General features: G+C 67.2%; 16 protein-coding genes, 4 tRNA genes and 1 pseudogene. 6 read left to right on the plus strand and 15 right to left on the minus strand.

The genetic code is table 11. The features are described 5' to 3' along the window. From AC5Y36_RS21505 to AC5Y36_RS21515, 3 genes and pseudogenes are all read right to left on the minus strand, one after another. A pseudogene (locus AC5Y36_RS21505) lies at positions 1 to 426 on the minus strand (IS30 family transposase); the annotation flags it as partial. 198 nt (positions 427 to 624) lie between these two features. Beyond that, positions 625 to 1854: an HRDC domain-containing protein gene (locus AC5Y36_RS21510; RefSeq protein WP_500042993.1), complete on the minus strand. Its 1230-nt coding sequence runs from the start codon at positions 1852 to 1854 to the stop codon at positions 625 to 627. Position 1855: 1 nt separating this feature from the next. Further along, complete coding sequence (locus AC5Y36_RS21515) at positions 1856 to 2458, minus strand: DUF3000 domain-containing protein (RefSeq protein ID WP_500042994.1); 603 nt, start codon at positions 2456 to 2458, stop codon at positions 1856 to 1858. A 130-nt stretch (positions 2459 to 2588) separates the two neighbouring features. On the opposite strand from AC5Y36_RS21515, the gene hemE reads away from it, so the two are divergent. Genes hemE through hemQ form a run of 3 tightly spaced genes read left to right on the plus strand, consistent with a single transcriptional unit; the run spans position 2589 to position 5719 of the window. Beyond that, positions 2589 to 3650, plus strand: coding sequence for a uroporphyrinogen decarboxylase (gene hemE / locus AC5Y36_RS21520; RefSeq protein WP_500042995.1), 1062 nt, complete (start codon positions 2589 to 2591; stop codon positions 3648 to 3650). Next, the gene (locus tag AC5Y36_RS21525) at positions 3647 to 5008 is read left to right on the plus strand and encodes a protoporphyrinogen oxidase (protein WP_500042996.1); all 1362 of its coding nucleotides are present in this window, start codon (positions 3647 to 3649) and stop codon (positions 5006 to 5008) included. The genes hemE and AC5Y36_RS21525 overlap by 4 nt, the downstream gene beginning before the upstream one ends. 15 nt (positions 5009 to 5023) lie before the next feature. Beyond that, complete coding sequence (gene hemQ / locus AC5Y36_RS21530; RefSeq protein ID WP_500042997.1) at positions 5024 to 5719, plus strand: hydrogen peroxide-dependent heme synthase; 696 nt, start codon at positions 5024 to 5026, stop codon at positions 5717 to 5719. Between the two features lie 75 nt (positions 5720 to 5794). On the opposite strand, the gene msrB is transcribed toward hemQ, so the two are convergent. From msrB to AC5Y36_RS21550, 4 genes are all read right to left on the minus strand, one after another. Further along, the gene (gene msrB, locus AC5Y36_RS21535; protein ID WP_500042998.1) at positions 5795 to 6208 is read right to left on the minus strand and encodes a peptide-methionine (R)-S-oxide reductase MsrB; all 414 of its coding nucleotides are present in this window, start codon (positions 6206 to 6208) and stop codon (positions 5795 to 5797) included. Then, the gene (gene aftC, locus AC5Y36_RS21540) at positions 6205 to 7491 is read right to left on the minus strand and encodes an arabinofuranan 3-O-arabinosyltransferase (protein ID WP_500043042.1); all 1287 of its coding nucleotides are present in this window, start codon (positions 7489 to 7491) and stop codon (positions 6205 to 6207) included. Before aftC ends, msrB begins: the two co-directional genes overlap by 4 nt. Positions 7492 to 7620: 129 nt before the next feature. Further along, the gene (locus AC5Y36_RS21545) at positions 7621 to 9177 is read right to left on the minus strand and encodes an alpha/beta fold hydrolase (protein WP_500042999.1); all 1557 of its coding nucleotides are present in this window, start codon (positions 9175 to 9177) and stop codon (positions 7621 to 7623) included. 134 nt (positions 9178 to 9311) lie between these two features. Further along, a complete protein-coding gene (locus AC5Y36_RS21550; protein ID WP_500043000.1) occupies positions 9312 to 10076 on the minus strand; it encodes a pyrimidine reductase family protein in 765 nt (254 codons plus the stop codon). Here AC5Y36_RS21550 and zapE point away from each other — a divergent pair. Next, positions 10075 to 11148 (plus strand): cell division protein ZapE, encoded by a 1074-nt coding sequence (gene zapE, locus AC5Y36_RS21555; RefSeq protein WP_500043001.1) that lies wholly within the window; start codon positions 10075 to 10077, stop codon positions 11146 to 11148. The genes AC5Y36_RS21550 and zapE overlap by 2 nt on opposite strands. Here the strand turns inward: zapE and AC5Y36_RS21560 are convergent. Continuing rightward, on the minus strand, positions 11133 to 11654 hold the full coding sequence (locus tag AC5Y36_RS21560; protein WP_500043002.1) for a hypothetical protein: 522 nt from the start codon (positions 11652 to 11654) through the stop codon (positions 11133 to 11135). The two genes, zapE and AC5Y36_RS21560, sit on opposite strands and share 16 nt — an antisense overlap. 97 nt (positions 11655 to 11751) lie before the next feature. Then, positions 11752 to 12498, minus strand: a complete 747-nt coding sequence (locus AC5Y36_RS21565; RefSeq protein WP_500043003.1) for a Clp protease N-terminal domain-containing protein — start codon at positions 12496 to 12498, stop codon at positions 11752 to 11754. A 165-nt stretch (positions 12499 to 12663) separates the two neighbouring features. Between AC5Y36_RS21565 and AC5Y36_RS21570 the strand changes: the two genes are divergently transcribed. Further along, positions 12664 to 14142, plus strand: coding sequence for an alanine/glycine:cation symporter family protein (locus AC5Y36_RS21570; protein WP_500043004.1), 1479 nt, complete (start codon positions 12664 to 12666; stop codon positions 14140 to 14142). Positions 14143 to 14239: 97 nt separating this feature from the next. Here the strand turns inward: AC5Y36_RS21570 and AC5Y36_RS21575 are convergent, their stop codons facing one another. From AC5Y36_RS21575 to AC5Y36_RS21590, 4 genes are all read right to left on the minus strand, one after another. Continuing rightward, entirely contained in the window at positions 14240 to 15166 is a 927-nt protein-coding gene (locus tag AC5Y36_RS21575; protein WP_500043005.1) for an HNH endonuclease family protein, read from the minus strand. Positions 15167 to 15321: 155 nt separating this feature from the next. Then, a tRNA-Val gene (locus AC5Y36_RS21580) sits at positions 15322 to 15396 on the minus strand. 14 nt (positions 15397 to 15410) lie between these two features. Continuing rightward, positions 15411 to 15484 (minus strand) — tRNA-Cys (locus AC5Y36_RS21585). Between the two features lie 29 nt (positions 15485 to 15513). Continuing rightward, positions 15514 to 15586, minus strand: a tRNA-Gly gene (locus AC5Y36_RS21590). A 159-nt stretch (positions 15587 to 15745) separates the two neighbouring features. On the opposite strand from AC5Y36_RS21590, the gene AC5Y36_RS21595 reads away from it, so the two are divergent. After that, positions 15746 to 15817: transfer RNA gene (locus tag AC5Y36_RS21595), tRNA-Val, on the plus strand. Positions 15818 to 16170: 353 nt separating this feature from the next. On the opposite strand, the gene AC5Y36_RS21600 is transcribed toward AC5Y36_RS21595, so the two are convergent. Together AC5Y36_RS21600 and AC5Y36_RS21605 are read right to left on the minus strand one after the other, a co-directional pair. Beyond that, positions 16171 to 17328 carry a site-specific integrase gene (locus tag AC5Y36_RS21600; protein WP_500043043.1) on the minus strand — a complete coding sequence of 386 codons (1158 nt, stop codon included), beginning with the start codon at positions 17326 to 17328 and terminating at the stop codon, positions 16171 to 16173. Continuing rightward, positions 17328 to 17552 (minus strand): helix-turn-helix transcriptional regulator, encoded by a 225-nt coding sequence (locus tag AC5Y36_RS21605; protein WP_500043006.1) that lies wholly within the window; start codon positions 17550 to 17552, stop codon positions 17328 to 17330. The genes AC5Y36_RS21600 and AC5Y36_RS21605 overlap by 1 nt, the downstream gene beginning before the upstream one ends. Between the last annotated feature and the right edge of the window lie 704 nt (positions 17553 to 18256).

Raw genomic sequence — 18256 nt, forward strand, 5'->3', positions numbered from 1 at the left:
GGAGACCGTGGACGCATGGCGCCCCAACAGGCGCGCCGCCTCAGCCGGTGCGGTGCCCGCCTCCAACAACTGTTCCAGGCGGCAGCGTTCGGTAAACGACAACAACCGCGACGGCAATTCAGGCTCTCCAACAGCGACAATCGGTGTTCTTGGCACATAGCCAGCCTGATCGACCCAGCGCCGAGCGGTGTGCTCTGACACGCCGGCAGTCACAGCGGCCTGCGCCGGCGTCGCACCCGAGCGCAACCCGCGCCAAAAAACATCCTTGACCTGCCGCGAATACCGGATGCCGTAGTGCTTGGTGTTGGTCTGATACCCCGCCTGCCTAGCCCACTCGCGGCCCGTCCCGCCCGCCACACCAGCCACCGTCGCCGCAGCCGTCGGCGAAAGCCCCGATCTCACCTGCTCCCAGAACCGCTGGCGCACCGACGCCGCCTCGGCACCGAGATGAACACCGTGACCCCGAAACCCAGTCTCGTGACCCATACCGCACCAACACCTCTCGATCAGGTGTTGCAGCGATCACTTGAGTCTGAGGCGGCGTGTTGGGTACCAATCCGCACACTCGGTGAAATTTTCATCGTCCACCACGGTGCGAAGCCCCCTGGATAGCTGCTCGCCTGGTTAGTCGCCCAGCGCGGTAGCCAGCACCGGCACCACCAACTCGCGTTGCCAGTGCCGGGCGGAACCCTCGCGCAGGACCGCATCGATGGCGGCGGCTGCATCGGGGGCCCCGGTCCAGTCCCAGCACAGCCGTCGCACCAACTCCGGTGAGATGAGATTCTCGGCGGGTACCGAAAGCTGCTCGGACAGCGCCGCCAGACCGGCACGGGCTGCCTCCAACCGGGCGGCGGCCTCGGGCTTGCGCCTACTCCAGCGCACCGCCGGAGGCGGGCCGTTGGGCGTGTCGACGCTGTCCGGGGGTTCGGGATTCTCCCGGGCGGTCACCAACGCGGCGAACCAGGTGTTCGCGCTGCGTCGTTGCTTTCGTCCGCCGAACACCGGGAGCTCAACCAGGTCGTCGACGGTCTTGGGGTCGGCGATCGCGGCAGCCACAATCGCCGAATCGGGCAGAATCCGGCCCGGCGCGATGTCGCGCCGCTGGGCGATGTGATCGCGCACGGTCCACAACTCACGCACCGCAGCCAGCCCGCGCTGGTTGCGCACCTTGTGGATACCCGACGTGCGCCGCCACCGGTCCCGTCGGGTGGGCGGTGCCTCGAAGCGCTTGAGATGATTGAATTCCTCTGCCGCCCAAGCGCTTTTGCCTTGATCCGCCAAGACGCCGGCGATCGATTCGCGTAACTCGATCAGCACCTCGACATCCAGCGCGGCATAGTTCAGCCACTCCGCGGGGAGCGGCCGTTTGGACCAGTCGGCAGCACCGTGTCCCTTGGCCAGCCCCAGCCCGAGCAGGCGCTGCACCATCGCCGCCAGGTTGACCCGTTCCAGCCCGGCAAGCCGCCCGGCCAACTCGGTGTCGTAGAGGGCGGGTGGACGCATGCCGACTTCGGCCAGGCATGGCAGGTCTTGATCGGCGGCGTGCAGAATCCATTCATCCTGGCTGAGTACCGCGGCGACGGGCCGCAGTACGTCCAGCGGATCCCCGCCGTGGCTGACCGGGTCGATCAACACGGTGCCGGCGCCGGCGCGCCGGATCTGGATCAGGTAGGCGCGGCTGGAATAGCGGAAGCCCGACGCCCGCTCGGCGTCCACCGCGAACGGCCCGTGACCGCTGTCCAGCAGCGTGGCGGCTGCGGCGATCTGCTCGACGGTGACCGACAAATCCGGCACACCACCCGCCGGGTGGGGCAGCGGGGTGGGTTCGGTTTCGGTGCTGTCGGCCTGGCACATGTCAGGCGCGGGGCCGCGAGCTCAGGTCGGTCACCCCGACCGGCGGCAGGCCCGCGGCATGTTCCAGCACGTCGCAGAACGCCTGGACGTGGGTGTCCAGGTCGAGGGCGGTCGCCGTCCAGGAGGCCCGCAGCTCCAGCTGGTGGCCGCGCGGCGGCCCGGCGATATCGCCGTAGCGCACCGAGGTGGTGGCGGTGACGGTGCCACCGAGCGCGGTGACGTGCTCGGTGCGTGACTCCAAAGACTCAACCAGCCAACTCCACGCCACCTCGGGCAACAGTGGGTCGAGGGCCTCCTGCGAATCCAGGTCGGCCTGGATGTAGGCGACCAATCGCATGGTGCCGTCCCAGGCTTCCGAGCCTTCCGGGTCGTACAGCAGGATCAGCCGGCCGAAGGCGTCGCCCTCGGACTGTTCGGGGACGCCCTCACCTTCGGGGTGCTTGACCTCGGCGCCCAACGCGTAGCTGTAGGGTGCCAGACGCTGCGGCGGCCGGATGGGGCCCAACTCGATCTCCGGCCGCACCGTCGCAGCATTCAGCGCCGCAACCGCATCGCGGAAGGGGGCCGGTTCGGCGGAACTCACAACATTTGACGCTAGACCCATCCGCCGACACAGGGGAGCAGGCGCGCCGATTCGGCTCGATCACGGCCGGGTAACCACCCACTACCAGCGGATATGTCGGTATTGCGGGACTGGAATCGGTTGCGATCACGTCGTGGCAGCATGGAGCCCGATGAGTATCCGTCGAGATCTGTCCGAGTCCCCGTATCTGGCCGCCATCGCCGGGCGCATCCCCGGGCGTCCGCCGGTCTGGTTCATGCGGCAGGCCGGCCGCTCGTTGCCCGAGTACCGGGCGCTTCGAGCCCAGCACAGCATGCTGTCGGCGTGTTTCGACCCGGAGTTGGTCACCGAGATCACCCTGCAGCCGGTGCGCCGCCACGATGTGGACGCGGCGATCCTGTTCTCCGACATCGTGGTGCCGCTGCGCGGTGCCGGTATCGACCTGGACATCGTGCCCGACGTCGGGCCGGTGATCGCCGAACCGGTGCGCGCCGCGGCCGATGTCGCGGCGCTCAAGCCGCTTGACCCGCAGGCGGTGCAGGCGGTTTCGGAGGCGGTGTCGCTGTTGGTGGCCGCGCTCGGCGAGGTGCCGCTGATCGGGTTCGCCGGTGCGCCGTTCACCCTCGCCTCCTACCTGGTGGAGGGCGGGCCGAGCCGCACCCACGCCCGAACCAAGGCGATGATGCTGGCCGACCCGGAATGCTGGCATGCCCTGATGGAGTCGCTGACGGATCTGACCATCGCGTTCCTGCGTGTCCAGCTGGCCGCCGGAGTTGACGCCATCCAGGTCTTCGACTCGTGGGCGGGTGCGCTGTCACTGGCCGACTACCGCAGCTACGTGTTGCCGCACAGTTCCCGGGTGTTCGCCACGCTGGCCGACGCCGGCGTGCCGACGACGCACTTCGGGGTCGGCACCGCCGAGCTGCTGGGGGCGATGTCGGAAGCGGTGCGGCCGGCCCCGGACCGGATGGTCGGAGTGGACTGGCGGACGTCGCTGACCGATGCCGCGGCCCGGGTCGCGCCCGGTACCGCGCTGCAGGGCAATCTTGACCCAGCCGTACTGCTGGCCGGCTGGCCGGTGGTGGAACGTGCGGCGCGGGCGGTGGTCGATGACGGACGCCGGGCCGTGCAGGCCGGAGTCTGCGGTCACGTCTTCAACCTTGGCCACGGGGTGCTTCCCGAGACCGACCCGGGCATTCTCACCGATCTGGTGGCGCTGGTGCATTCGCTGTGAAGCGGTCGTATTGCATTGTCGGAGGCGGGATTTCAGGACTGGTTGCCGCGTACCGGCTGCGTCTGGCGGTCGGCGGCGACGCTGTCATCACCCTGTTCGACCCGGCTGACCGACTGGGTGGGGTGCTGCGCACCGAGCAGGTTGGCGGGTACCACATGGATGTCGGCGCCGAAGCGTTCGTAGTGCGTCGGCCCGAGGTGCCTGCATTGCTGTCCGAACTCGGGCTGGCGAGCCGGCAGATCGGGACCACCGGGGTGCGGCCGCTGATCTACAGCCAACGCCGGCTGCACCCGTTGCCGCCGGACACCGTCAACGGCATTCCGTCGTCGGCGCGCTCGGTCGCGGGGCTGGTCGACGATGCGACCTGCGCCCGCATCGATGCCGAACCCACCCGCCCGCTGAACTGGCGGCCCGGTGACGATCCGGCGGTGGCGACCGTGGTCGCCGATCGGTTCGGTGAGCAGGTGGTGGCCCGTTCGGTGGACCCGATGCTGGCCGGGGTGTACGCGGGCTCAGCGGCGACGATCGGGTTGCGGGCCGCGGTTCCGACCGTGGCCGCCGCGCTGGACCGCGGCGCCCGAAGCCTGACCGAGGCGGTCCGGACCGCGCTGCCGGCCGACCGTCTCGGGCCGGTGTTCGGGGCATTGGACGGCGGCTACGGCGTGCTGGTGGACGAACTGGTTCGCCGCAGCCGGCCGCAGTGGATCAGGGCCGCGGTGGAATGGATTCACCTGAGCCCCGATGGCTGGTCGATGCGGGACGCCGCCGGCGGCCACTGGCGCGCCGACGCGGTGATCCTGGCCGTCCCGGCACCCGATCTGGCCCGGCTGACCACCGGATTCGCTCCACGGGCCGCGGCGGTGGCGAGCCGGATCGGGTGTGCGACCTCGGCGCTGGTCGCCCTGGCGGTGCCGGCGGGCACCGCACTGCCCAACCAATCCGGTGTGCTGGTCGCCAGCGGAGAACGGTTGCAGGCCAAGGCGATCACCTTGACGTCGCGCAAATGGGGCAGTTGGGGGTACGGCGACAAGGTGGAGCTGATGCGATTGTCGTTCGGTCGCTTCGGCGACACCCCGCAGGGCGCCACCGACGAGGAACTGCTGTCGTGGGCGGTGGCCGACATCGCGACGGTATTCGGCGTCGATGTCGACCCGCTGGACGTGTGCGTGCGGCGCTGGGTCTCCGCGATGCCGCAATACCGGCCCGGCCATGCCGCGCTGGTCGCCGAGTTGCGCGCCGAGCTGCCTCCGTCGGTGGCGCTGGCAGGCAACTACCTCGACGGCATCGGGGTTCCGGCCTGCGTCGCGACGGCCGGCCGGGCGGTCTCGGAGCTGCTCGGCGGCGGCTCGGCAATATAGGGCACGATAGGAGCTATGACCCGCCTCGACTACGACGCACTGAATTCCACGCTCCGCTACCTGATGTTCTCGGTGTTTCAGGTGCGCCCAGGTGCTCTCGGCGACCAGCGGGACGCCGTCATCGACGAGACCGGGACGTTCCTCAAACAGCAGGAGGAACGCGGTGTGGTGGTGCGGGGGCTCTACGACGTCGGGGGGCTGCGCGCAGACGCCGACTTCATGATCTGGACCCACGCCGAGAAGGTGGAGTCGTTGCAGGCCACCTACGCCGACTTCCGGCGCACCACCACGCTGGGACGGGCCAGCACACCGGTGTGGAGCAGCGTGGCGCTGCACCGGCCGGCCGAGTTCAACAAGAGCCACGTCCCGGCCTTCATCGCCGGTGAGGAGCCCGGCGCCTACGTCTGCGTGTACCCGTTCGTGCGGTCCTACGAGTGGTATCTGCTGCCTGACGAGGAACGCCGCCGGATGCTCTCCGAGCACGGGATGGCCGCGCGCGGATACAAGGACGTGCGCGCCAACACCGTGCCGGCGTTCGCGCTGGGCGACTACGAATGGATCCTGGCGTTCGAGGCACCTGAGCTGGACCGCATCGTCGACCTGATGCGGGACCTGCGGGCCACCGACGCCCGTCGGCACACCCGCGAGGAGACCCCGTTCTTCACCGGCCCGCGCGTCGAGGTGGAGCGACTGGTCGCGTCGCTGCCCTAACCGGGTTGCTTCGCCGAGCCGGAATTCTGCGACGTGACACGCCGAGTGGGGCGTCGAGAATTTCCGACTCGCCGCCTAGCTGGAGGGGACCAGCGTCAGACAGATCGAGTTGATGCAGTAGCGCTGATCGGTGGGGGTGGGGTAGCCCTCGCCGGCGAAAACGTGACCGAGATGGCTGTGGCAGTTGGCGCACAGCACCTCGGTGCGGGTCATTCCCAGCGAATCGTCGGACCGCAACACCACGGCGTCGGAGTTGGACGGATCGAAGAACGACGGCCAGCCGCAATGCGATTCGAACTTCTCGGTGCTGCGGAACAGCTCGGCCCCGCAGGCCCGGCACTGATAGACGCCCTCGGTCTTGGTGTTGGTGTACTCACCGGTGTGCGGGCGCTCGGTGCCGGCACGGCGCAACACCTCGAACTCGGCGGGGTTGAGCCGTTGCCGCCACTCGTCGTCGCTCAGGTTAACCTTCGGCTGCGGGGTGCTCATGCCTCCACGCTAACGCGCTCTTCCGTATCGGTCAGCCAGACCGGATCGATGCCGTCCTCAAGCCGGTTGTCGGCCTTGGCGTCCAGGTAGCGGTACAGCAGCACCACGAAGACCACGATGTCGATCAGGCACCAGCCGTAGGTGATCCGCAGATATTCCAGCGGGCGACCGATGAACATCCAGTTGAACAGCAGCCAGCGGTCCAACGACATGAAGCCATAGACGCCCAGCCACGCCAACCAGTTGCGGATCACCGAGTTGGGCAGCACGACCGTCATCAAAAACGGGATCAGCACCATCGAGTAGTAGCCCTGACCCAGTGACATCACCAGGAACGACGTCACCAACAGCACCCCGGAGCTGGTCAGCAGCCAGAACCGCGGGTCGCGCACCCGGTAGTAGCGGTACAGCAGCCACAGGCTGGCCGCGGCCAGCAGCGTGAATCCGATCCGCAGGAACAGGATCAGCCAGGGCGGCAGGCCGAAGAACAACCCGTTGCCCAGGATCGAGCTGTTGAAGTAGTCACGGGTACCCAGCATGTAGGGCAGGGTGCCGGTGATCCAGTCCATCGGGTCGGGCACCAGCGGCCAGGCCGCCGCGTTGAACGCCAACGGCACCCCAATCGCGGGCACCAGCGCCCGCCACTGCCGGTTGAGCAGCGGCAACAGCAGCAACGGCGCCAGCACCGGCTTGACCACCAGGGTCAGCCCGATCGCCACGCCGGCCCACCACTGATGACCCGGTTTGCCGTCCAGCAGCCAGCGGAAGAACAGCACCTCCAGAAGCAGGATGACCCCGTTGATGTTGGTGAACACCAGTGTGTTGGTGACACTCTCCGAGCAGAACATGGCCAGCAGCAGCGCCGGGGCGGCCACCGAGGTCACGGTGAAGTCGAACAGCCGCAGCAGCAGGTAGGCGGCGATCAGGATGGCGATCGTGTTGATCAGGATGAACAGGTATCGGGACTCCGCGAACGGCAGATACCCGAACGGCGCCATCAGCAAGGTGCCGCCGGGCGGGTAGAGGTAATGCGGATCGACATAGTTGAAATGCTCGTTGTACAGGTCCAACCCGTGCCGGAAGTTCGACACCGCGCGGTACACCGGCTTGAAGTCGTCGGTGATGTTGCCGTTGGTGGTCAACACCACGCTGCGGTGGATCACCGACAGGATCGCGGCCGGCCACAGAATCGAACGCAGCAGGGTCGCGGTGCTCGGTGCGCTGGTGCGGGGACGAAATGCGGCCAGAATGGCGGTACGGAACGAGTCAACAGCCGTCACCAGCGCACCCTATACCGAGCGGGTGGCTGCTCACCGGTCAGGATCGGCGGCCGAGGGTGAAGTTGGCTTCACGTTGGGCGCCGGGTGTGAACTTGGCTTCTCGCTCGGCGGTCCGAAGTTCCGCAGGCGGCGTCAGGCCGGGCAGAACGTGTCGGTCTCGGGAAGCTTGCCGCTGTCCAGATACCCGATCAGCGGCGGGACCGCGCACGACGAGTAGATGCTGGCACCGTGGCCGGTGCCCTGCCACATCACCCGCTTGCTGGCCGTGCCGGCGTTGATGATGGTCGCGGCGGCCGCGGCGACCGCCTCATCGCCGACGATCGGGTCGTGTTGCACGCCCAACAGCAGCACGGCGATCTTGAGGTCCTTGGGCGGCTGCGGCGCCGAGCTGCTCGGCCAGTTCAGGCATTTCACCAGGTTGAGCGCGCCGACGGTACCGAACTGCGGGTACAGCTTGCCCCAGGCCACGACCAGTTCTCGGACACGGTCCGGGGTCGGGCGGTTGACCGCGTCGCTGCAGGAGTTGATGAACTGGCCGTCGGTGTCACGGCCGTTGTGCGCCTGGTTGATCAGGTTGGTCAGCAGGTTGGCGTCGCCGGAGCGCGCCGCGGCCAGTGCGTTGGCCAGGTTCAGCGTGGTGCCGGCGCTGTCGCCGGACGGATAGCCCAGCGCGGCGGTGATGGCGTCGGCCACCGCGGCCGTCGATGCCCCGCCGGGTCCGTTGCCGGACCGGGCGGCGGCCAGCAGCGCGTCGACGGCGCCCTTCGGATCGGGCCCCAGCGCGCAGTTCATCGCGGCACACTGGGCGGCGAACGCGTCCAGCGCGCCCTGTTGCCCCTTGACCGCCTGCTCGGCCGCGGACTCGGCGGCGACCCCCGGCGGGTTGGGGGAGTCGAGGATCAGCCGGGCGACCTTGGTCGGGTGCGACGCGGCGTAGGCCAGCGCCACTTCGGCGCCATTGCCGACGCCCATCAGCGCCAGCTGCGGCACGTCCCACAGGCTCCGCAACCGTTCGATGTCCTCGGCGGCGTGGGCGGAATCGTAGGCGGAGTCGCCGGGGGAGATGGTGTCGGTGCAGTTGGTGGTGGCACCCACCGTGATGTTGCCCAGGTTGGCCACCGGGTCGTCGCCGACATCGAACTGGGCCTGATCCCACATGTCCTGGCGTTCCAAGGTGTCGCGGCAGTCCACCGCGCTCGACATGCCCATGCCGCGGCGGTCGACGGCGACGATCGGGTGCCCACCCAGCACGTCTGCTCCCGCGCGCGACAGCCACACCGGCAGCTGCAGCGACGTCGGCTGGTCTGAACCCGTGGTCAGCACCAGCGGCCCCGCATCCTCGGGGGTTTTCACCGACCGGGCACGCACCACACCGATGTTGATCGATCCGGAGGCACCGTTGAGCGAGTCGAGGTCGGCGTCGTAGCTGGCGCAGTCCAACTTGATGCCGGGCGCCGCCGGGACCGCGGCGCCGGCGAACACCCGCGACGTGCAGTCCTTCCAGGTCAGCTTGTTCTTGGGGGCTTCGATCGGCGGCGGCCCGCTGGTCTGCGCGGTGGTGGCGGGCTGTCCCTGCGGGCCGGCGCCGGAGTCGGTGGCGAACCGGGGATCAGCGGCCAGGCCCAGCGGCGCACAGCCCGCCAACAAGACGCCCGCCGCGAGCAGGACGGTGGCGGATGTGGCGCGCATGCGACCACACTAGCGACTGCGCTCGCGGTACTGGATGTGCCGGCTTCTCCTCGCGCCGGTCCGGCGCGCATCGGCGCCGTCGGTACTGGATGTGCCGGCTTCTCCTCGCGCCGGTCCGGCGCGCATCGGCGCCGTCAGGCCTCTTTCACATAGCGGGTGTAGAGGTAGCCGGCGTCGTCGTTGAGCAGGTGGGCGCAGCGCATCTGGGTCAGCACCTGCCCCGGCCCGGTCGCGATCCGGCGTGCGGTGCCGCCGACCACACACGGGGCGATCGTCAGGCACAGCTCATCGAGGAGTTCGTTCTCGATCAGCGAGCTCAGCAGCATCGGACCGCCTTCGGTCAGCACCCGACGCTGTCCCCGCCCGGCCAGTGTCGCCACCGCGGTGGCTTCGTCAACCTGCCCGGGGTCTCGCGCCGAGCAATCCAGCACCTCGGCCACCCCGGCCAGTGCCCGCCGGGTCGGTGCCGCCGACGCTGTGCAGGTCAGCACCAGCGGCGGCACTTCGGTGTCGGTGAACACCCGCATATCCCGGTCCAGCTGACCGGATTTCGTGACGATGGCCAGCTGTGGGATTTCGGATTGCCCGCGGGCCTGGCGATCCCGGCGTTGCGCGACGCTGAGCCGCGCACCGCCGTAGTTCTCGACACGCACCGTGCCGGCGCCGACCACGATCACGTCGGCCAGCGCGCGCAGCAGACCGAACACCACCCGATCGCCCTGCCCGGCCAGTCCTCCAGACCGCCCCGCGGCGGTGGCGCCACCGTCCAGGCTGCTGATGAAATTCGCCCGCACCCAGCTGCGCTGCACATCGGTGGGGTAGGCGTAGAGCTGGGCTAGTTCGGCGTGATCGGTGTCGGCGTCGATGCGCCGTACCGACCCCAACTGCGCGACCTCCATGACCATCAGTGCAGCACGTGTTTACAGTTCCTGCATGCATGACCCCGGTTCCGCTCAAATAGGACATCTGGTCGATCGGCATCCCAGCGTTTCACCGGAACGGCTGATCGCCCAGCTCACACCGCCTCCCACCTTCACCGAGGTGAGTTTCGCCACCTACCGGCCCGACCCGTCGGAGCCCAGTCAGGCCGCGGCCGTGCAGGCCTGCGCCGCGTTCTGCACCGAGGCGGTGCAACGTCGGGCTGGTCGCAAGAAACTGTTCGGCAAGCGGGAGGTGCTGCCCGGCCTCGGGCTCTACCTCGACGGCGGCTTCGGGGTCGGCAAAACCCACCTGCTGGCCTCGGCGTATCACCAGATGGGCGAACAGCGCCGGGTGTTCGCGACGTTCATGGAACTCACCCAGCTGGCCGGGGTGTTCGGCTTCCTCGAATGCATCGATCTGCTCGGTGACTACACCCTGTTGTGCATCGACGAGTTCGAGCTCGACGACCCGGGTAACACCACCTTGATCTCCCGGCTGCTGTCGCAGTTGGTCGAGCGCGGGGTGTCGGTGGCGGTCACCTCGAACACGCTGCCCGAGCAGCTCGGCGAAGGCCGCTTCGCCGCGCAGGATTTCATGCGTGAAATACATACGCTGGCACAGATTTTCACCACGGTGCGCATCGAAGGGCCGGATTACCGGCACCGCGACCTGCCGCCGGCCCCCGAGCCGCTGTCCGACGAGCAGGTGCTGGCCCAGGCCGACGGGGTGCCGGGGGCGACCGTGGACGGCTTCGACGCGCTGTGTGATCATCTGGCGACCATGCACCCGTCGCGCTACCTCACCCTGATCGAAGGGGTGAGCGCGGTGTTCCTCACCGGCGTGCACGCCATCGACGACCAGAACGTGGCGCTGCGATTGGTGGCGTTGACCGACCGGCTCTATGACGCCGGTATCCCGGTGGTCGCCTCGGGGGCAAAGCTGGACGGCATCTTCAGCGCGGAGATGCTGGCCGGTGGTTTCCGCAAGAAGTACCTGCGGGCCACCTCACGGCTGCTGGCGTTGACCGCCGCGGCTCACAAGTTCCACTGAGCCAGGTGGGTGCCGTTGGTTTTGTCCAGCAGCACCACGTTGGTGACCAGTCCGCGGTAGACGTCCCAGTAGACACCGCCGTTGACGGTGGCCCCGGCCGGCGCATTGGTCAGCACGTTCTCCAGCGAATCGGGGGCGTCGGTGTGCTTGGACACGTAGGCGTCGGCACCCGGAGTCACACCGTCGAAGGTGAACGCCACCGACATGGTGTAGGGGTTGGGGGCGGAGATGGTGTGCACGGTTACCCCGGCACGCCAGGGCCCACCCTGGGCCCGCCACCGCGGCGTCCCGTTCCAGCCCCAGCCCGGCGGCTCCTCGACCGGCAGCACGTCGTGGACGGCGACATCGGCGACGATCTTGCCGAACGCCGGGTCGTTGTACTCGACCCGCAGGGTGTCGCCGAGGCGGCCGATCGGCGCGTCCTGGGCGGTCGCCTGCGGTGCGACGACGATGGTCGCGGCAATCGGGATGAACAGGGCCACCAGGGCCAGCCACCAGCGCTGCATCATTGCCTTCTTCGGTTTGGTGTCACTGACTGTCGCATGATGGCACATCGCCCGGCGGGTGCGGACGACAATGTCCCGGTCAGTGGAAGGCCGACCGTCAGGTGGGGTCGGTCTTGGCGGTGACGACGATCGACTGCAGGATGGTGTGCAGATCGGCTTCGACCCGTTGCTTGTCGACGCCGGCCCGGTGCAGCGGCCCGGTACCGTCCTCCAACTCGAGCAGCGCCAGCAGCAGGTGTTCGGTGCCGATGTAGTTGTGGCCCAACCGAAGTGCTTCTCGGAAGGTCAACTCGAGGGCTTTGCGCGCCGGGCCGCTGAACGGGATCAGCGTGCCGGGGTCGTCGCCGCCAGGCGGCAGTGTCACCGCTGCGCGGATGTGTTGCGCGCCGATGTGCTGCGCGGTCAGTAGCGCGGTGGCCAACGCCTGCGGGTCGCTGAGCATCCCCAACACCAGGTGATCCGGCGTGATCTCGGGATTGCGCGCCTCGTGTGCGGCGTTCTGGGCCGCCACCACCGCGCTGCGGGCTCGCGGGGTGAACCGGCCGAAGCCCTGCTCGGGGTCCAGGGGTGCGGCTTCGGGCCGGGGCACGAAGCGCTTCTGTGCGGCCTGCTTGGTGACGCCCATACACCGGCCGATCTCGGTCCACGACGCCCCGGAACGACGGGCCTGGTCGACGAAGTGGCCGATCAGGTGGTCGGCCACCTCGCCGAGGTGCTCGGCAGCCAGTACGGCGTCGGTGAGTTGGTCCAATGCGTCGGGGTGTACCTGCTTGATGCCGTTGATCAGGTCGTCGAGGCGGACGGGATAGCCGATGGGAGTCGGGTCGGGAGCGGAATCAACCATGGCGTCAACGATAGGTTGACGACATCGGTTCGTCAACTGATGGTTGACGATAACGACGCGCGGCGGTGGTCGATTCGTTATCGATTCGTCGCCGTAAATCGCCTAGAACGCGCGGAGGATGGCCCGATCGCCCGGTGCGATCCGCCGTCGTTGAAGAAAGTGAATATGGACGATCTTGCGCAGCAGTTCCTCGGTCCGCTGGGCAGATTTCTGTATACGTACGTGCTGTTGGCGTTGCTGATCGGTGCGGGCATCTATTTCACGGTGCGCACGCGTTTCGTCCAGGTCCGCTATTTTCCGCGGATGATCGGCCAGTTGCGTCGGTCCTGCGGCCACGACGGCGAGGTTTCGTCCTTTCAGGCGTTCTGCGTCGGGCTCGCGTCGCGGGTCGGTACCGGCAACATCGCGGGGGTGGCCGTCGCCCTCACCCTCGGCGGCGCGGGCGCGGTGTTCTGGATGTGGGTGACCGCGGCGCTGGGGATGGCGACGGCGCTGATCGAGGCGACGCTGGCGCAGATCTTCAAGGTCCGCACCGCCGATGGCGGTTTCCGGGGCGGCCCGGCGTTCTACATCCGGCGTGGGCTGGGGTCGCCGGCCGGCGGTGTGGTCTTCGCCGTGTTGCTGGTCTTCACCTCGGGCGTCGCGTTCAACATGGTGCAGGCCAACGCGGTCAGTGACGTTCTGCGGTCGTCGCATTCGGTTGGATCGGGATGGACGACGCTGGTGCTGGTGGTGCTGACCGCGCCGGTGCTGTTCGGCGGGGTGCGACGGGTCGCCCGCGTCGCCGGTGTCGTGCTGCCGATGGTGGCGTTGGTTTATGTGGCGCTGGCAGGCGCGATCGTGTTGGCCAATATCACCAGCCTGCCCGGGGTGATCGAGCAGATTGTCGGCGGCGCGTTCGGAATCCGGCAGATGGCAGGCGGTTTCGGCGGGGGGCTGGCGGCCGCCATGCTCAACGGCGTCAAACGCGGCTTGTTCGCCAACGAGGCCGGGATGGGCAGTGCCCCTAATGTCGCAGCGACCGCGGCCGTCTCACATCCGGTGCAGCAGGGGCTGATTCAGTCACTCGGCGTGTTCGTCGACACCATGGTGGTCTGCACCGCGACGGCGTTCATCGTGCTGGTGGCCGGGCCGGATGTCTACGACCCGGGGCAAGCCGGTGCGGTCGCCGGCGCCAGCCTGACCCAGGCCGCGGTAGCAGTCGGGCTGGGGCCGTGGAGCACCAGCGTGATGACGGCCGTGGTGTTCGTTTTCGCGTTCTCCTCGGTGATCAGCGGCTACGTCTGCGCGGAAGCCAATCTGGTGTTCCTGGGCGCCAAGAGTCGGATGATCCATGCGCTGCGGGTGTGGACGCTGATCGCGGTCGCGTATGGGGCGATGGCCAAGCTATCGCTGGTCTGGGAGCTCGCCGATATCGGCATGGCGCTGATGGCGATCGTCAACCTGGTCGCGATCTGCCGACTGGGCCGGTGGGCGTTCGCTGCGCTCAACGACTTTCACCGTCAGGCGGTGCGCGGCGTGGAGCCGGTGTTCGTGGCTTCCGAGGCCGGTCTGCCGGGGGCATTGGCGGGTGATGTGTGGACGGCGCGCCCGAATTCCGTCCCGGCCCACACCGGCCGGGTGCAGCTGATTCCGGCGGGCTGATCGCCGGGCCTGTGCGTGTCGTGTCCTGCCCGCTGATCAGCGGTGACACGTGAATCCACAAGAACGTGGAGTTCATGGGCGCCACGACATGGCGCCGTCAACCTCGATATGTGCTGGTAAGAATCGCCGATCCGGACGGGATGCGTCCTGTTGAGGGCAGCGGCGCCGATGATGGGCCGGCGGCAAGCTGGCACTTGCTTAGGATCAGAGCTGCAGCGTCGTGCTCGGACTGGGTCATCGACAGGCCGTACTTAACTTTGACGTCGACCACCTTCGTCACGTAGGTGCAGCGGAAATCATCGGCATCGGGCAGCCACGTTGCAACGTCACCGCTGTTCTTCCTTCGGTTGGCCTGACCTCCCACGGCAAGCAAATTCAACGGGTCATTGGCGAATTGAACACGTTTCGCGGAATCCCACGCCTGAGCGCCCTTCTGCCAGGCGTCCAACAACGGCACTATGTGGTCGATTTGCACCAAGACGTCGGTGCCCTCGCTTCGGTTGAACGAGATGTATCGCCCCGTGTACGGGTCACGGAGGACGCCGGACAAGACTACGCAGGCACCATCGGTGACGACGTTCGACAGGTCACGTCGAAGGATGTCATTACGTGTGTCGCAGTGATTGTGGCCGCCTTCGACATCGGCATCGTCGGTCCACGGCCGCCCGAATTGACTGCGTTGGTAGCCAGTTTTTGGTGCTCGTCCCTTGATCGGGATCCAATCCAGTTGTACTAGCGCCGGTTGGGCCACCAAGTAGCCCTCGCTGGCGGTTGTCTTGTTGTAGTTTCCGACCGCAAAAATGATGAGCAAGAGAAGGGCCAACAATCCGGACGCACTCAGAACGATCTTATTGAGCGCGATGTGGCCCTTGGCTGCCGATAGCGGTGGTGGTTCGGTCGTCGCCGGTGCTGGCGGCTCGGATTCTGCTGGTCCTGCGACGGCTGGTTCTGGCTCCTGTGGCCGGTCCGCACCGTGTGGCGGGCCGCCGCCGGATCCAGCGCGAAATGGCCTCCAGTCCCTCATCGTGGGGGAGTGTATGAGATGGCGGCGACAAGCCTCGAGGATTCGTTCAGTCGTGAATGATCTCTGCCGTGTCGACGTCGTCGATCAGCCGCCACCGATCATTGGGGCCGCTTGCCGCTTACCGTCGATATTCGACTGTTCGCGCAGGTCACACGTGGTGCGCGGTACTGGGATTGAACCAGCGACCTCTTCCGTGTCAGGGAAGCGCTCTCCCGCTGAGCTAACCGCGCCGGGGAAATATTCGTGGAGGTGGAGACGGGAATCGAACCCGTGTGCACGGCTTTGCAGGCCGTTGCCTCACCACTCGGCCACTCCACCGCTGGGCTGATGCCAGTTTGCATCCTCCGAGCGGATGACGGGATTCGAACCCGCGACCCTCACCTTGGCAAGGTGATGCGCTACCAACTGCGCTACATCCGCGTGCCACGGGCGAGATCGTCGCCCGTCGCGATGCACGACACTAGTCCACCGATGTCAAGCAGCACAACTCGCCCCGTCCGACCGGCGCGTCGCGCGTATTTTGGCCTGCGCGTTGGGGCTGACCACTGTCGGCGTGCTAGTCTTCGACCTCGTTCATCGGGTCTCGTAGCTCAGCGGGAGAGCGTCCGCCTCACACGCGGAAGGTCACTGGTTCGATCCCAGTCGGGACCACAGGGTTTGATCTGCACGGACGCGGTGATGCCACACTTTCGCTGATGCGGCGTGTCCGGTTTCTGTCCGTTCGCCTGCTTTGTGACTGGCGCCGGTGTCGGCTTCCAGGATGCAGTGCGCACACGCCGTATTATCGCGGACTTCATGGGACCGGCGACCGCGTCGAATTGGGCCGGTAACCGCCGGGTACCCGTTCGCCACGTGATGCGGGACGAAGGGGAGTGGGTCACCTCGCGAACCGGCTGGAAGCTGAATCTCGATATTCTCCGCCGGGCGCCGGCGACCCTCACGCTACTGCTGGACCGGCGGCCGTAGCCGCCAGTGTTGACGCCCATGGATGCGGCGACGGCACTCTACCGCTGATTCGGTGTATCCGGTTCCTGCCGGTTCGAGTTAGTCCCGTCCGACGCGTGGAGCCGGTCGAGGTTGACCGCCACCTGGTCGAGCTCATCGGAATACAGATCGCTGTAGATGTTGGCGGTGACGGTGGGTGTCGAATGGCCCATGGTCTTTTGGACGTAGCGCAGATCGGCGCCCGAGGCCCGGGCCAAGCTGGCGTAGGTGTGCCGTAGCTCGTGGATCGTCAACGGCGCGATGTGCGTCTTCTGCAATGCTTGCGACCAGTGGGTGTGGCGGCGCCAGTTGTTGGATCGCAGGAAGCCGCCGTTGGGTGATGTGATGGCTTGCTCGGCCGGCTCACGGCCGGCGATGCGCGCCTTGAGAAGATCGACGACGACCTGGGGGAGCGGGATGGTTCGCACGGCCGCCCGGGTTTTCGGCGGGCCGACGATGATGTGTCCTTCGACCTCGGGTGCGGCTTGGCGCACGTAGAGTCTGCGTGCCGCCAAGTCGATGTCACCCACGCGCAAGCCCACCAGCTCAGACCACCGCAGTCCGGTGTAGGCCAGGACCGTGACGACGTCGCCTTGCTCACCGCATGCCGCGGCCAGGGCCGTAACTTCGGCGGTGGTGAGGTAACGATGGCGTTCCCGTACCGGCAACCGTCCTGCCGATACGCCCTGTGCCGGGTTACTGTGAATCCGGCCCTCCTCGCGTGCCATGTCGAGTATCGACCGCAGGAGCCGCAGCGTGGAGATCTTGGCCCAGGGGCCGACGGTCAGGGTGTTGACGAAGGCCTGGATATCCCTGCGGCTGATCTCATCGACAGGGACATGGCCGAAGCGTGGGCCGATGCGTAGCTCCCAGTGCTGGGTGTAACCGCTCCACGTTTTGGGGGATACGGCGGGGCGTTTCGTTGCGCTGTATTGCGTCCAGATCGCCGAGAGGCGGACCCGGCCGAGGCGCGGATCGAAACGTCTGGTTCCAAGTGCCATTTCACTATCGCGGTCGGCCTTGAATGCCCGGGCTTCTCGCAGCGTGGCGAATGTCGAGGAGGTTTCCACCCACCCGGACGGTGAGGTGGAGTCGTGCACCAGGTAGCGCACTTGATAGCGGGCTTGGCCGGCGGCGTTGGTCCGCTTTCGGATTCCGGGAGGTGCTGCGCCGGCCATTAGCGTCGCACCCGGTGCAGCCATGTGCGGACTTCGGCTGCTTCCCAACGTCTTATCCGATCAGAAAGTGCGTAGCACGGTGGTCCCACTTCCTGGCCCTGGTCGCGCATCGCGCCCCAGCGGCTGACGGTGGCCGTGGACACGCCAAGCAAGTCAGCGACCTGCTCGGCCGTCAGCAGCTCCGGAAATACGGCGGTCGCGGGGTTGGTATTGAGGATTGTCATGGCGATGTCCTCAGCTCCGGCCGGGCACTGTCTGCGTACGGCCCAGAAGTTCGTATCGCCTTGTGGCAGAACGAATTGGCTTATGGAGCCAGTGGTCGGCGTGGACACACCTGCGGTGTGCGAAAACCCCCTGCTGGGGCGCCTTCGGCATAAGCATTGGTCAAGCCTCTCGGGAACTGCTCTATATAGGTTCATCATACCTAGTTATCTAGAGCAGTGCAACGTATCGCGGCGATTGATTATCCGAGATGTAGCGACGTGAGAACTCAAGGGGGAGAGTCGAAGTAGATCAGTGCGGTTCAGCCCGGCATCGGGCAAGAACACGCTTACTTGTGAGTGGGGTTGGGCATCATCATTTCACTCAATGCCCGGCAACCATCAAACCGCAGCCAGAACCCCGCTCGCCCCCAGGAGACGGACCCACCCACCTCGCGCAACCTCGCCTGAACGGCCAGGCGGAACAGGGCCGGAGCCGCGGAGCGGCGTAGGCCGTGTTTCGGCTGGGATCAAAAGACTTGCCACACCGGCCAAAGCGTCTTGAGAGACTCGACGAGGGCGACGCAGGGACCCACATCATGACCGGCGTCTACGTGGTCCCGGCTGGGCTGAACGGATGGCGCGGTTCTTCGGGATGCAGTCCGAGTTGCACCAGTGCCCGAACGCAGCAGGGGTGGACGTTCTGATCCAGGCGACCCGGGATGGTG

It is taken from the genome of Mycobacterium sp. NGS50 (genome assembly GCF_059812545.1).

What these genes read in the sequence shown, in the direction of transcription:
- zapE (WP_500043001.1), top strand. Translation starts at nt 10,075, where the DNA reads ATGACCATCAGTGCAGCACGTGTTTACAGTTCCTGCATGCATGACCCC.
- AC5Y36_RS21605 (WP_500043006.1), bottom strand. Translation starts at nt 17,552, where the DNA reads ATGACAATCCTCAATACCAACCCCGCGACCGCCGTATTTCCGGAGCTG.
- msrB (WP_500042998.1), bottom strand. Translation starts at nt 6,208, where the DNA reads ATGAGCACCCCGCAGCCGAAGGTTAACCTGAGCGACGACGAGTGGCGG.
- AC5Y36_RS21550 (WP_500043000.1), bottom strand. Translation starts at nt 10,076, where the DNA reads ATGGAGGTCGCGCAGTTGGGGTCGGTACGGCGCATCGACGCCGACACC.
- hemE (WP_500042995.1), top strand. Translation starts at nt 2,589, where the DNA reads ATGAGTATCCGTCGAGATCTGTCCGAGTCCCCGTATCTGGCCGCCATC.
- AC5Y36_RS21570 (WP_500043004.1), top strand. Translation starts at nt 12,664, where the DNA reads ATGGACGATCTTGCGCAGCAGTTCCTCGGTCCGCTGGGCAGATTTCTG.
- AC5Y36_RS21510 (WP_500042993.1), bottom strand. Translation starts at nt 1,854, where the DNA reads ATGTGCCAGGCCGACAGCACCGAAACCGAACCCACCCCGCTGCCCCAC.
- AC5Y36_RS21565 (WP_500043003.1), bottom strand. Translation starts at nt 12,498, where the DNA reads ATGGTTGATTCCGCTCCCGACCCGACTCCCATCGGCTATCCCGTCCGC.
- AC5Y36_RS21575 (WP_500043005.1), bottom strand. Translation starts at nt 15,166, where the DNA reads ATGAGGGACTGGAGGCCATTTCGCGCTGGATCCGGCGGCGGCCCGCCA.
- hemQ (WP_500042997.1), top strand. Translation starts at nt 5,024, where the DNA reads ATGACCCGCCTCGACTACGACGCACTGAATTCCACGCTCCGCTACCTG.
- AC5Y36_RS21545 (WP_500042999.1), bottom strand. Translation starts at nt 9,177, where the DNA reads ATGCGCGCCACATCCGCCACCGTCCTGCTCGCGGCGGGCGTCTTGTTG.
- AC5Y36_RS21515 (WP_500042994.1), bottom strand. Translation starts at nt 2,458, where the DNA reads ATGGGTCTAGCGTCAAATGTTGTGAGTTCCGCCGAACCGGCCCCCTTC.
- AC5Y36_RS21600 (WP_500043043.1), bottom strand. Translation starts at nt 17,328, where the DNA reads ATGGCCGGCGCAGCACCTCCCGGAATCCGAAAGCGGACCAACGCCGCC.
- AC5Y36_RS21560 (WP_500043002.1), bottom strand. Translation starts at nt 11,654, where the DNA reads ATGCAGCGCTGGTGGCTGGCCCTGGTGGCCCTGTTCATCCCGATTGCC.